Here is a 12645-nt window from a genome sequence, read left to right as displayed (position 1 = left end):
CGGCGAGGCATTGCTGCTATCGATATCAAGAATTGATGTTTAATAGGTAATCGTACTGATTTGTCGGGGATCGCAAACAAGGGATACTTCAGTGTGACTTTTTATCGATTGACATCTTGGATGCCATAAACAGGAATAGGATTATGAAAAATTATCTATTAATTTTGACTGGGCTTTTATTTTTCTCTACGACAGCACCGGCTCTTGAAAAAACCGATCCTGCGCAGGGTGATAAAGTGCATCAACGCATGCAGCAACTGGTACCGTTTTCAGTAGACCAAACCCTGGAGACGTTTACCAAGACCGTTCATGGCGGCATTCAGCACCTGGTCGCCAAATCAGCCGACGATACCAAGCAAATAAAACTGATCCAGACACATATGCTTAGAATTACCAAGCAGTTGCGAAAAGGTGATTTTTCCATGACTGAACGCGTACACGGCGCTGACATGCCGGGTCTGGCCCAATTAAAAAAGGCAGAAACCGACGATATAAGATTTGAATATAAAGCTTTACCCAATGGAGCGCAGATACATTACTCGACTGAATATCCCGAGCTTGTTCAGGCACTTCATGAATGGTTTGACGCCCAGAAGATCGAGCATGGAAATGTTGAAATACCCGAACACAGTCAGCACCATTCAACACCTGCTGATTGAATTAAACAAAGCAAATGCTCTCTGAGCCGCAACCTGGATATTCTGAAATATTGCTAGCGACAACTGTTCTGCCTCCGGGGGCTATGTTTTGCGATTGCATGGACTGCTTACTCCTTGTTATATATCTTTCGTACCCATTCATAAAACCATGCAGGACGAAACAACACGACCCACATTAAAAATACCGGCGTGATAGGAATGGGACTAATCTCAAAAATTGAAATAACGATGAGGACGAGCATAGTGAATATACGCATGGTTTATTCGATGACGTTAAATTTGTTATGAATATCATTGTAGATTAACTGGATATTAACAAATTTGCTTAAATTCCTACATCTAGCCTATCGACAATTCCCCTCAACACTACTGCTTTAACTTGATACAAAGCCAGACTGTGATTATGCTGTCAGCATAATTTTCCGGTCTTGTAAAACTGTCTGTCATCCTGGAGAACTATCATGGGTCAGGAGGTTCACACTCAAGTTTACCAAGCCGCCGATTTTCAGCACTTCCAACAGCAATTGGCCGTTGAAACCAAGCTATTGGAACAGCTGATAACTCAAGGCGGATGCTCGGAACGCAGCCCCGTTGCCGGGTTTGAAATTGAGGCATGGCTGCTGGATGATGCGATGCAGCCTGCACCCTGTAATGCCGCCTATCTGTCGTCGTTCAATAATCCGCTGGCGAGTGCCGAGCTGGCAAAGTTTAACATTGAGCTCAATACCCCGCCGGTGCCGTTAATCGGCAAGGCGCTTAGCCAGCTGAATAAGGACTTGCTCAGCACTTGGCGGCAGGCCGAACAACATGCCAGGAACATGCAACTCCAGCTGTTGATGATCGGCACTTTGCCCACACTAAGCCAGGACGATCTTCATCTGGGCAATATGTCGGACATGAACCGTTATCGGGCATTAAATGAGCAAGTACTGAAAACCCGAAACAAGCCGATACACCTCGATATTGTCGGCCGCGAACATCTAAAAGCCGATCATTACGACGTGATGCTGGAAGCGGCGGCGACCTCGTTTCAACTGCATCTGCAATGTCCTTTAAGCCTGGCAGTGCATTATTACAACGCGTCGATTCTTGCTTCCGCGCCGATGGTGGCTGTGTGCGCCAATGCGCCGTTTGTGTTCGGCAAAGACCTGTGGCAGGAATCGCGGATTCCGTTGTTTGAACAGGCGGTAGCGGCGGGCGGTTTGGGTGGTGCAGCACAGGGCCCTTTATGGCGAGTAAGCTTTGGTTCCGATTTTGCCCGCCATTCTATTTTTGAGTGCTTCGCTGAAAATCTTGCCCATTTTCCGGTGTTGCTGCCGGAATATTTCGCTACCGATCCGGAAAATTTTCAGTATTTACGCCTGCATAACGGCACGATTTGGCGCTGGAACCGGCCCTTGGTCGGTTTTGATGACGACGGTACGCCGCATATCCGCATCGAACACCGTACACCGTCGGCCGGGCCTACGGTGATTGATGCGATTGCCAATGCCGCTTTCTTCTATGGCCTGTGCCAGAACCTGTGTGAACAACTGCAAACCCAGGGACTATTAATACCTTTTTCTCAGGCCAAGGACAATTTCTATCAGGCCGCCCGATATGGTCTGGAGACGCATATCGTCTGGCTTAATGACCAAAAACACCGCTTGCCCAAGCTGTTGGAAAATGAACTGTTGCCGCGTGCAGCCTTGGGCCTTAAGTCGCTACACATCGATGCAGCGGACATTACCCTGTATTTGGACATTATTCGCCAACGGGTTGCCAGCCTGCAAAACGGCAGTACATGGCAACGCCGTTTTATGCAAAAATATCCGGGCGACTTTGCCGCGATGACTCGCTGCTATTTAGACAATCAACGCCGTAACCGGCCAATCGGCGAATGGAATAACCCTTGAACAACATTGATAATACACTGCAACAATTCACTGACTTGCCTGCGGGTTTACTGGATATCCCGGTCGAACAATTGCATGAACTGATTCCACAACCCGCGCTTTTCCATGTTCCCGGCAGACGATCCGATACGCTATTTGTTTCTGTGCTGTTACACGGCAATGAACCGACCGGGTTTTTAGCCTTGCAACGCTTATTGCAAAAATACCATCAACAAACCTTACCCAGAGCGCTGAGTATTTTCTTCGGCAACACGCAAGCGGCGCGTTTAAACCAGCGCCGACTCGATGGACAAGCCGATTTCAACCGCATTTGGCCCGGCACCGCCTTAGCTGCTTCGCCTGAACGGCGCTGGGCGGAACAAATCGTCGCAGCCATGCGCCAGCGTGAATTATTTGCCAGCATCGACGTTCATAACAATACCGGCTTGAATCCGCACTATGCCTGTGTGAATAAGCTGGATAACGGTTTTTTACAGTTGGGCGTGCTATTCGGGCGTCTGCTGGTGCATTTCACTCATCCGAAAGGGACCCAATCTGCCGCTTTCGCTGAATATTGTCCGGCGGTGACCCTGGAATGCGGTCGCCCCGGTCAAGAATATGGTACAGACCATGCCTTTGATTTTATCGATAGCTGCCTGCATCTGACGGAAATCCCTCCCCATCCGGTCGCCAAACAGGATATCGATATTTATCACACCGTCGCTCAGGTCACGATTGCAGACAGTACGACCTTCAGTTTCAGCGATGAAACTGCCGATTTGTATTTAACTCCTGAATTGGAGCGGATGAATTTTACCGATGTTTCGACAGGCACAGCCCTAGGAAAAACCAACCATGCCCGTCTGCCGGTGCTCGCTAAAAACGAACATGGCGATGATGTCACCAGCCGGTTTTTCAGCAATGATGCCGGGCAACTGGTGATCACCCGTCCGGCTATGCCTTCTATGTTGACCTTGGATGAACGCGTGATCCGGCAGGATTGTTTATGCTACCTGATGGAACGGCTAGAGTTGTAGGATGGAACAGGCGAAGGGCGAAAAACATCTTGCGCTTTCATTCTTTCACATTTCGGGCTATCAGTTTAAGACGATACAGTGTTAATAGGCTACGATATGCGGAGTGCAAGCTTTGCTTGCAAACAGGCGAAGCCTGTACTCCGAATTTGCCCGGCTTAAACCGGCTTAAATTGATATCCGCCTTTCACCTCTCACCTTTCGCCTATTAACCTATGCCTCCTATCATTCGCTTCGATCAAGTATCGGTCACTAGCCATAAAAAAATACTGCTCGCCAATATCAGCTTTAGGCTTTTTACCGGAGAAAAAGCGGTGTTATGCGGCAAATCCGGATCCGGTAAAAGCAGCGTGTTGAGAACCTTGCTGGGACTCCATCCTCTAAAATCAGGCACGGTTTATTTTCAGGAAAATCCGCTAACGCCGGAATCTGTGCAAACCATTCGAAGCTGCACGGCTTACATTGGACAAGAGCCGATATTGGGTGCAGAAAACGTGCGGGAAGCACTGTTACTGCCTTTTCAATATAAAATACATCGCGGTCATCAACCTACACAAGCTCAATTGATTGAGGTATTGCAACGACTGCAACTGCCTGAGAATATTTTAGACCAGGACAGCAACCGTATTTCCGGCGGCGAAAAACAGCGGATTGCGCTGGCTCGCGGGATGTTATTGGGTAAAAAACTGTATCTGCTCGACGAGGTGACTAGCGCACTGGATGCGGACAGCAAACAAGTGGTGTTCGAGGTATTTTCCGATCCGCAACTGACCGTTCTATCGGTAGCGCACGACCCCGAGTGGCTTGAACGCTGCGATATTATTTTTGAACTCGAAGCGGGTCGATTGACCGAGGTAAGGCGACATGGAAACACTTGATATTAAGTTGCCGCAGATGGCGCTGCTTTACGGCCTCTGTTTGCTGCCCTGGTTATTGCTCTGGCTAATCGGCCTGCGCTTGAGTCGGGATATTGGCATCGGCATCCTGCGCATGAGTATCCAGTTAGCGCTGGTCGGCATTTATCTGAAAACGTTATTCGATCTCAACAATCCCTGGCTCAACGGCTTATGGATATTGGTGATGCTGATAGTTGCCGATTTCAGTATTCTGCGCCGCGCCGGACTGAAAGTGCGTTATTTTGTCCTGGCCACCTTTATCGCGATTGCCTCCAGCATACTGCTGTCCACCGCCTATCTGGTGATTCTGGTCATCCAGCCGGCACACTTTTACGATGCCCGTTATATCGTGCCATTGGCCGGTATGATTCTCGGCAACTGCCTACAAGCAAACGTGATCGCCTTGGAGCGTTTCTATTCGGCGTTACGCAAAAACGAGAACGAATATACCACCTTTTTAATGCTGGGTGCGACTCGCTGGGAAGCCGTGCGTCCGTATTTTCGTGAAGCCGTCAAAGCCGCAATCAATCCGACTATCGCCAGCATGGCAACAATGGGGCTGGTATCCCTGCCGGGCATGATGACAGGGCAAATTCTGGGTGGCAGCGAACCGTGGCTGGCAGTTAAATACCAAATCGCTATCATGATCTGCATTTTCACCAGCTCCACCCTTGCCAGCATTATCAACTTGAAACTCAGCCTGGCTATTGCATTCAACGCGTTTGATGTATTGCGCGAGGAAGTGATTAAAAAGCCTTGATCAAATTTCCAGAAGGGTTTTAGACCCCGGCTTTTAGGCCAGAGCTATCTACACCAGTCATCGTAGCCGGACGAGACATCGCTCGTTCCCACGTTCCCGTGTGGGAATGCATACGGCAGCAAGACGGCGCACTTTAAATAACTACTTTCTTCGCCCCCAAACCCCTGCCAGTGCGCTGCCGATCAGGCAATGAAATACAGCTGAGATCGCAGCGGGAACGGGTGCCATAGCCATACTGGCGAAATGCGTTTTAGCTAAAGCCGCGCCAAGTCCGCTATTTTGCATACCGACTTCTATCGACACGGTGCGACTTTCTGCCTTGCCGTAACCCAGCCATTTCATCACCAGATAACCTAAGGAAAAACCGGTGGCATGAAGTAAAAAAACCGACGCGAATAATTTCGGCCCCGCCACACCAATCGCTGCTTTGTTACCCGCCATAATACTGCCCACCACCAACACAATAACGATCACGCTGACTACAGGGCCGACCGCATGTACAACAGCACGTACGGCGTGACGTTTGTGCTGCTGGATACGATCCAATGCGGTGTTGATTAACAATCCGGCTAATAAGGGGATCAATACCACCACAAGCATTGAACGAAACAAGCCCCAACCATCAATCGGCAAATAAGCGCCTGCCAACCATTGCGTCAATAATGGCGTCATCACTACGGCGGCCAGCGTCGAACACAGTGTCAACAGTACGCTCAACGCTACATTGGCACGAGCCAGGTAACAAATCACATTGGATGCGGTGCCGCCGGGACAGGAACCGACCAGGATCAAGCCTATCGCCAAGCCCGCTTCCAGATCCAGAACTCTTGCCCAAAAGTAGGCTGCCAACGGCATGATGGCAAACTGCATAAAAATGCCAATGGCAACGATTTTCGGCATCCGTAAAACGGCTGAAAAATCAGCCAACCGTAGGGTCAGCCCCATGCCCAACATGATGACGCCGAGCCCGACAGCAATATAAGGCTGGAACCATAGCCATGCCTCCGGTTGCCACCATGCCCACAAACAGCCGGTTACTATCCACAATGGAAACCACTCGGCTATTTTTATGCAGTTCCGTTGCCAAACTTTTAACATGGTGATGATCCTTTGTTGCTTTGGGTGATGGGTGAGTGAGTTATTTAACCCAGTTTTTCGCGTTAATAATGTATGTTTTAAAGGCGGCTTTCGCGATAAAATCGCAAAAGGCTTCATCGATGATGTGTTGTTCCGCAAGTTGCTGCAAGCTAAGTTCGGCATCAATGGCGGCTGACTTTATCAGGATAAGTTCGGTTGCCGAAAGCGTCTGACCCAGCCATGCCGCCAAACTGTCTGAGCTTATATCCCAGGATGCCGCTATACCTGCATTATCGAGTTCACTAATATCCGGTGACCAAATGACGGTTTTGTTCCGGTTCTGCGGGTTTTGAATTGCTGCGATATTTTCAGCAACAGCGAAATTGGGTTTAAGCCCATTAAACATCAAGGCCATTTGCTGCATGGCTAAAAGCGCCATGTGGTGCGCGGTATTATCGTTGAATTGCCACTGTTGTTGCGCCATCCTGACCTGATCGGCAAACGCGCCGCCGCCGGGAACAATAACGACTGCCCTGCCCTGATAGTTTTCCTCTACCGTATTCAGGCAGTTAATCAAAGCATCCGAGCGGGACAGACTGCCTCCGAGTTTGATAACGATCATGTTATGTCCGCTTAAATGTGAAGTTAACTTTGCGTAAATTGCTGCAATAAATCGAGCATGGCTGCCGCTTTGTCAAAACTCTCCTGATACTCGTCTTCTGCTACGGAATCATTGACGATACCGCCGCCTGCCCAGAAACGAATCGTGTTTTCCGAATGCACCAGGGTTCTAATCGCAATATTCGTGTCCATATTGCCGTTGAAACCGATGTAGCCGATAGCCCCACAATACACGCCGCGCCGGTTGGGTTCGAGTTCTTCTATAATTTCCATGGCCCTGATTTTAGGCGCGCCGGTAATCGACCCGCCCGGAAAGCAGCTTTTTAACAAATCCAGGGCGTGCTGATTTTCCGCCAACAGGCCGGTGACGGTACTGACCAGATGATGTACGGTGGCATAGCTTTCGACATCGAATAACATCGGCACTTTGACCGAACCGCTCTTGCAGGTTTTACTGATGTCGTTTCTGAGCAAATCGACAATCATCAGATTTTCCGCCCGGTCTTTGTTGCTGGCTTCCAGATTTTTTATCTGCTGCTGATCTTCTGCGTAATCGGATTTTCTTGGCCGCGTACCTTTAATGGGCTTGGTCTCGACCACACCATCGGTCAGCTTTAAAAAACGCTCCGGGGATGAGCATAATATCTGCACTCCGGGCAAATTAAGATAGCAACTGAACGGGGCGGCATTCAATTTGCGCAAGGTTTGATAAGCCGTCCACGGATCGCCTTCGCAATCGGCTGCAAACCGTTGCGCCAGATTCACCTGATAACAATCGCCTTCCCTGAGATAATGCTTGATTCGGTTAAAGGCATCAACATAGGCATTCTTGTCCATATTGGACTTGATTTCACCGACGACTTTGAACATAGGTTCATCCGACCTTAGCGGTAATTGGCTGAACTGCTTGATCAAGTCTTGCCATTTTTGCTGTTCGCAATACCCTACCAGATAACTTTTTTGCTGATGATGATCGATAATCACGGCCCACGAGTAGATCCCTACCGCCATTTCGGCAATATGTTCTGCATCTGCCGCAGTTTTAGGCAATGCTTCCAATCGACGGGCCAAATCATAGGAAAAATAGCCGATGGCTCCGCCGTTAAACGGCAAATCATCATTCGACGTAAAGTCCGGAAACTGACAAAGCTGTTGTTTAACTAAATCAAACGGGTTTTCAGTCGATGTGAGTGTCAGGTCATCACTGGTAATCTCGGTTATCTCACCATGTGTGACCAAGGTACACACTGGCTCAGCCGCGATAATATCGTATCGACCCTGATGGCTGCCGGGAAAGCCGCTATCCAGAAAAACGGCCCACATTTTATCTGCGCAAACGGAAAACAGTTCTGCACTGTCAGTAAAATAGGGGAGAGGCGTGATACGTTGATTCGGTGAGAACATGTTTATGGGGAGGCTTGGTATTCAATTGATGTTAGGCAACGCGCAATAAATAGAGTGCATGATGAATCAAAGATTGTAGGAAGCGCATCAATAATTGATGCGTGAAATGCGTGGAGCGCAAGTCAGGGCTATGGGTTTGGCGTAACGTATCCTCGACACACTTCATTTGTATCTGATAAGTAGGAGCGGCTTTAGCCGCGATAATCGCGGCTAAAGCCGCTCCTACATTTTTCGTGCTTTTCGTGGATAGAATATTCCGATTGGAGGCAACATCATTTGCCGATGAACTGCCCGAAAGCACGACTGCCTTCTCCGGTTTCAATGGTAGCTATCACTTTCAGGGTTCTGGCATCGATCACCGAAACATTGCTGTCAAACCAGTTTGCCACATAGACATGCCGATCATCAGGATGAGTGTTGATGCCTTCGGGTTTATCGCCAACGGTAATCAGGGCTATTTCCTTTAAGGTTTCTATATCAATAACGGAAACCGAACCGTCATTCTGATTAGTCACCAACAGCCGACTATCATTAAGCGCCAGCGTTGTTGCATAAGGCAACATATGGACCTTTATGGTAGCAATGGGCTGCATCCGCGCTGTTTCTACCACCGTTACGTCATCACTTTTTACGTTGACGACATAAATGCGCTCACCTCTGGCATCAATGGTAAGTCCAAACGGATGAGTCCCAACTGGCGCGGTTTTCTTAACGGTGAGTGTATTCAGATCGATTTTGGAAACTGAATTACTGATTCGGTTAGCGACATATAACCAGCGGTTATCAGGACTGACAATCAAACCGGATGGCGATTCGCCGACAGCTATGGTTTTAATTAACTGTAGGCTTTTCGCATCAATAACCGAGACGGTATTTTCATACCAGTCTGCCACATAAATGCGCTCACCCTCCGCACCAACAGCAATGCCGAGTACGCCGTCATTGACAATAACGGTGGCGATCACTTCGCGTTTTTTGGTATCCACAACAGCAAAGCCCTTGGCCTCCGGCGTACTCACGTACACTTTACTGCCGTCAGGAGCAACCGCAACCCCAGCGGGTTTACCGGCAACAGCAATCGTATCGACTACCGTGCCCGTTGCTGTATCGATAACAGATACGCTATCGTCTAATTGATTGCTGATGTAAGCAAAAGGCTGTGCTGCAAGCGGTGCAGATAAAAAGGCTGTAGCGATGCAAATCGCTACAGCCTTATCGCCAAGGATGGTGTGTATGCCGCAAACCAGCTGGGAGCTGGTAAGGCGGTAGTTCACTAGGAACATGCTTACTTTTCAGCTAAAGCTTTCAGATTAATCAATCCAGTTTCCAGAACGGCTTTTACTGCGTTATTAGCGGCTTCGTCGTTCATTTCTTCCGGTGGATTATTGTTCATGTAGGCACGGTAGTAAGCGGCTTTCCAATCAACCTCAGTGCTGTCACCTTTTTCAGTTAAATCAATGCTTGCTGAATAGTCAGTTACGGGCAAAGCGGGAACTTCTTCTTCTGCGCCGGCATGAGTAATCTTTTTACTTGAACTCATTTCAGTAATTTTATAAGCATAAGACAGTTTCTTGTCGTCATACTTTTTTAATTCTTCGGTAATCGTGTTGCCGTCTTTTAAGGTTAAAACACGCGTCGCACCTTTGGTATTGCCACCCTGAATGCTGGTGTTAACAATATCAGGATGCCAGGACATATCACCAAAGTCTTTGATAAGAGCCCAAACTTTTGCAGCAGGCGCGTTGATGGTGATTTTCTCAGCGGTTTTTTGACGCACAGGACCATGAGCGCTGGCTATTGAAGTAAACAAGAACAGCAAAACTGAAACAAATACAGCAATTTTCTTCATATTAACTTACCTTCCGGGGAATATAAAAATCTAAAATGTATATTATATGACAACCAAGCCCTGCAAGCATCAGCTTAAGCTAATTTAAAACAGAACAGGAATAAAAGGCTTAAAAACAAGTCCGGTATATTGTCAACCATCCATAGACTCAATCAGTCATCTGAACGATGGGATTGGCAATAAAAAACAACTGCCAGTATCGGTATTCGATAGCTGCACTTGCATCTACACGTCTAATTTAAAGAGGCCAACTTAATCCAAGCACTTGCTTTCAATAATAGCCAGTTTGTCAGATTGGATTCCAAGTAATAACTCGCCTTTTAACAAACCGACTAATTCCCTTCCGGCCATGTTAAAACGCCAACCGTGCAACAATGGGCACTCATTATCGTCATTAAACAACAGCTCTTCCAGGTCTTTACGCGTCGCAAGAATAACGGGGTTCAATAAGTTTTCTTCAGCGCGTATTCTGACCAGTGCCGTTAAAATATCCAGTACCGCTTCTTGTTGCTGAGTTTTTTTTGCAGGTCGTCCTTTTTCATTTAAAGGTGTCGGTGCGCGGTTCTTGGCAGCCATAATTAAGTCGCACAGTTCTGTGCCATAACGATTAACCGTGCGTTCATTAATGCCTCGAACATTGGCCAGTTCGCTCACTGTTTCCGGTTGCAGCTTGGCCAAATCGAACAGCATCTCATCACGCAACAGCCAACTTTTGGGGCGATCTTCAGACTGCGCGGCATTTTCCCGCCATTCGGCCAAGGTTTGAACAATCGACAGTTGTTTTCCTGTTAGTTTGTTTTTACCTTTAATTTTTAACCAGGCTTTTTCAGGCCTTACCTCATAAAGATCGGGATTAGACAAATCAGCAAAATCACGCTCCAGCCAATCGCCCCGTCCCAATTCGGCTAATTTCTGCAACATCATTTGATAAATCTTGCATAAATAAATGACATCATCCGCAGCATATTGAATTTCCGCCTCTATCAGCGGCCGTTTGCTCCAATCCGCCCGAGTATGGGCCTTGTTTAAATTCACATTTAACAAACTGGAAACCAGCATCGCATACCCCGGATTCTCCTGAAAACCCAGCAACGGCGCAGCAATTTGGGTATCAAAAAGCGGCTCGGGTAATTTTCCGGTTAATTGATAAAATATCTCCAAATCCTGGCGACAGGAATGGAATACTTTTATGATGGATGGGCTGTATAAGACTTCAAAAAGGATGTCCAGGGACGGTAATGCTATGGGATCAACGCATGCTACCCATTCCGGCGTAGCTATTTGCAGCAGACAAAATTTTGGGTAATAAGTTTTTTCCCGTAAAAACTCCGTATCAAGAGCTAACCAAGGTTCTTTTTTTATTTGTTCACACAGCTTCGCCAGCTGATCAGGGGTATTTATGTATTGTATATTTGTCATAGTGTTAAACGATCAGTCGTTAAATTAACCGTAAAAATTATGTGTTTTACGCTTAATGATGGTCTTCCATTTTAATGATAAAGTTTTGTTTTTTGTCTCTAATTACATAGGCGAGTTTGTATTATTCCAGTTAGCACTTATCAGCAGAACTGTTCCCTACTAATTTGCGAACAGTCCGACAAAGCAGCCATTATTGATCGCCGGCGGCGATATGGGTAGAGCGATATTGTTATGGTAGGCGAAGAAATCGGGATGTTTTTCACTGCACTGGACATACACAGGGATATGTGGTTTTTTGTTCGCCGCAATACCAAACTGGACATAGTCGACGATGTGTTATTTAAAGGCTCAAAATCGGCCGAAACGATTTGCCAAAAGGAGATTTCAACACCCTGATTAATCCAATCAAAAATAATCTATCGGCTGCGTAGACAGACAGGAGGTAAAGCACCAAAAACAAGCGCTTTTAAGCGATACAGGAGCAGCGTAGCAGTGTACCGATCTTGTTCCGATCGGATTAACCGCCACTGATCTGATCAGGACCGCTATTGCCGAACGGGCGAGCACGCTGCCTCCCTCGTCTACCTGGGTTTTTGTCACGTTTTTTATTACGTGCTTTTACCCGCCTTATGTCCAATTTATGTTGTTTAATTTCCACCGATTTTAAATGCAGAAAAATATCCTGCGGCATTTCATCGGGCAACTCAACAAGCGTATAGTCACCCTGTATATTAATATTATTAATATTATTTTTGTCTACTCCAGACTCTTCAATCAACAGCTTTTTAAGTTCTTCCGAGCTAATCTGATGCTTACACCCCACATCCAGGCGATAGCGAACCATTTTAATGCCCGGTTGGACAGTCGCTGTCCCTGCCGGTCTTGCATTCATGCGTTGTTCTACCTTCCCCCCTCCTGGAGCCGTAACTCCTGTTCTGACCTCCATGGATGGAGGAAATGCCGCAAGACTGTCGGGAACAGTCACGGCCATGCTGTCTTTATTGTTGCTGCTCATCCGTTTCACGATCTTGACGATCTAACCGCACTGCACT

14 protein-coding genes are annotated in these 12645 nt (G+C 47.4%); 6 read left to right on the top strand and 8 right to left on the bottom strand.

Translation table 11 applies throughout. The features are described 5' to 3' along the window. Nucleotides 1-143: 143 nt before the first annotated feature. From RW114_RS07845 to RW114_RS07825, 5 genes are all read left to right on the top strand, one after another. The gene (locus tag RW114_RS07845; protein WP_340122191.1) at nucleotides 144-659 is read left to right on the top strand and encodes an aspartate carbamoyltransferase; all 516 of its coding nucleotides are present in this window, start codon (nucleotides 144-146) and stop codon (nucleotides 657-659) included. A 461-nt stretch (nucleotides 660-1120) separates the two neighbouring features. Further along, nucleotides 1121-2554: a glutamate-cysteine ligase family protein gene (locus RW114_RS07840; RefSeq protein WP_340122190.1), complete on the top strand. Its 1434-nt coding sequence runs from the start codon at nucleotides 1121-1123 to the stop codon at nucleotides 2552-2554. Next, on the top strand, nucleotides 2551-3570 hold the full coding sequence (locus RW114_RS07835; RefSeq protein ID WP_340122189.1) for a M14 family metallopeptidase: 1020 nt from the start codon (nucleotides 2551-2553) through the stop codon (nucleotides 3568-3570). Before RW114_RS07840 ends, RW114_RS07835 begins: the two co-directional genes overlap by 4 nt. 212 nt (nucleotides 3571-3782) lie before the next feature. Beyond that, nucleotides 3783-4445, top strand: coding sequence for an ABC transporter ATP-binding protein (locus RW114_RS07830; protein WP_340122187.1), 663 nt, complete (start codon nucleotides 3783-3785; stop codon nucleotides 4443-4445). Continuing rightward, nucleotides 4432-5223 carry an ABC transporter permease gene (locus RW114_RS07825; RefSeq protein ID WP_340122186.1) on the top strand — a complete coding sequence of 264 codons (792 nt, stop codon included), beginning with the start codon at nucleotides 4432-4434 and terminating at the stop codon, nucleotides 5221-5223. The genes RW114_RS07830 and RW114_RS07825 overlap by 14 nt, the downstream gene beginning before the upstream one ends. 141 nt (nucleotides 5224-5364) lie before the next feature. Here the strand turns inward: RW114_RS07825 and RW114_RS07820 are convergent, their stop codons facing one another. The 7 genes from RW114_RS07820 to rnd all read right to left on the bottom strand — a co-directional run bounded on the left by RW114_RS07820 (nucleotide 5365) and on the right by rnd (nucleotide 11593). Next, complete coding sequence (locus RW114_RS07820; protein ID WP_340122185.1) at nucleotides 5365-6321, bottom strand: bile acid:sodium symporter family protein; 957 nt, start codon at nucleotides 6319-6321, stop codon at nucleotides 5365-5367. A 40-nt stretch (nucleotides 6322-6361) separates the two neighbouring features. Next, a complete protein-coding gene (locus RW114_RS07815) occupies nucleotides 6362-6922 on the bottom strand; it encodes an amino acid kinase family protein (protein ID WP_340122184.1) in 561 nt (186 codons plus the stop codon). Between the two features lie 23 nt (nucleotides 6923-6945). Continuing rightward, nucleotides 6946-8325, bottom strand: a complete 1380-nt coding sequence (gene pabB / locus RW114_RS07810; RefSeq protein WP_340122183.1) for an aminodeoxychorismate synthase component I — start codon at nucleotides 8323-8325, stop codon at nucleotides 6946-6948. A 31-nt stretch (nucleotides 8326-8356) separates the two neighbouring features. Beyond that, nucleotides 8357-8626, bottom strand: a complete 270-nt coding sequence (locus RW114_RS07805) for a hypothetical protein (protein WP_340122182.1) — start codon at nucleotides 8624-8626, stop codon at nucleotides 8357-8359. Beyond that, nucleotides 8598-9608, bottom strand: a complete 1011-nt coding sequence (locus tag RW114_RS07800; RefSeq protein ID WP_340122181.1) for a YVTN family beta-propeller repeat protein — start codon at nucleotides 9606-9608, stop codon at nucleotides 8598-8600. The genes RW114_RS07805 and RW114_RS07800 overlap by 29 nt, the downstream gene beginning before the upstream one ends. 2 nt (nucleotides 9609-9610) lie before the next feature. Next, nucleotides 9611-10174: an SRPBCC family protein gene (locus RW114_RS07795; protein WP_340122180.1), complete on the bottom strand. Its 564-nt coding sequence runs from the start codon at nucleotides 10172-10174 to the stop codon at nucleotides 9611-9613. Between the two features lie 252 nt (nucleotides 10175-10426). Further along, on the bottom strand, nucleotides 10427-11593 hold the full coding sequence (gene rnd, locus RW114_RS07790; RefSeq protein ID WP_340122179.1) for a ribonuclease D: 1167 nt from the start codon (nucleotides 11591-11593) through the stop codon (nucleotides 10427-10429). Between the two features lie 231 nt (nucleotides 11594-11824). Between rnd and RW114_RS07785 the strand changes: the two genes are divergently transcribed. Continuing rightward, nucleotides 11825-11989, top strand: coding sequence for a hypothetical protein (locus tag RW114_RS07785; protein WP_340122178.1), 165 nt, complete (start codon nucleotides 11825-11827; stop codon nucleotides 11987-11989). A 121-nt stretch (nucleotides 11990-12110) separates the two neighbouring features. Here the strand turns inward: RW114_RS07785 and RW114_RS07780 are convergent, their stop codons facing one another. Then, a complete protein-coding gene (locus RW114_RS07780) occupies nucleotides 12111-12608 on the bottom strand; it encodes a DbpA RNA binding domain-containing protein (RefSeq protein WP_340122177.1) in 498 nt (165 codons plus the stop codon). Between the last annotated feature and the right edge of the window lie 37 nt (nucleotides 12609-12645).

The sequence above is a fragment of the Methylobacter svalbardensis genome (assembly GCF_037671525.1).
Taxonomy (GTDB): Bacteria; Pseudomonadota; Gammaproteobacteria; order Methylococcales; family Methylomonadaceae; genus Methylobacter_A; species Methylobacter_A svalbardensis.
Note: the sequence above shows the minus strand (reverse complement) of the source record. Positions and strands in the feature narration are given on the sequence as shown.

Coding starts and splice junctions, on each gene's coding strand:
- RW114_RS07815 (WP_340122184.1), bottom strand. CDS start 6,922: ATGATCGTTATCAAACTCGGAGGCAGTCTGTCCCGCTCGGATGCTTTG.
- RW114_RS07785 (WP_340122178.1), top strand. CDS start 11,825: ATGGTAGGCGAAGAAATCGGGATGTTTTTCACTGCACTGGACATACAC.
- RW114_RS07830 (WP_340122187.1), top strand. CDS start 3,783: ATGCCTCCTATCATTCGCTTCGATCAAGTATCGGTCACTAGCCATAAA.
- RW114_RS07820 (WP_340122185.1), bottom strand. CDS start 6,321: ATGTTAAAAGTTTGGCAACGGAACTGCATAAAAATAGCCGAGTGGTTT.
- RW114_RS07800 (WP_340122181.1), bottom strand. CDS start 9,608: ATGTTCCTAGTGAACTACCGCCTTACCAGCTCCCAGCTGGTTTGCGGC.
- pabB (WP_340122183.1), bottom strand. CDS start 8,325: ATGTTCTCACCGAATCAACGTATCACGCCTCTCCCCTATTTTACTGAC.
- RW114_RS07795 (WP_340122180.1), bottom strand. CDS start 10,174: ATGAAGAAAATTGCTGTATTTGTTTCAGTTTTGCTGTTCTTGTTTACT.
- RW114_RS07780 (WP_340122177.1), bottom strand. CDS start 12,608: ATGAGCAGCAACAATAAAGACAGCATGGCCGTGACTGTTCCCGACAGT.
- rnd (WP_340122179.1), bottom strand. CDS start 11,593: ATGACAAATATACAATACATAAATACCCCTGATCAGCTGGCGAAGCTG.
- RW114_RS07825 (WP_340122186.1), top strand. CDS start 4,432: ATGGAAACACTTGATATTAAGTTGCCGCAGATGGCGCTGCTTTACGGC.
- RW114_RS07840 (WP_340122190.1), top strand. CDS start 1,121: ATGGGTCAGGAGGTTCACACTCAAGTTTACCAAGCCGCCGATTTTCAG.
- RW114_RS07845 (WP_340122191.1), top strand. CDS start 144: ATGAAAAATTATCTATTAATTTTGACTGGGCTTTTATTTTTCTCTACG.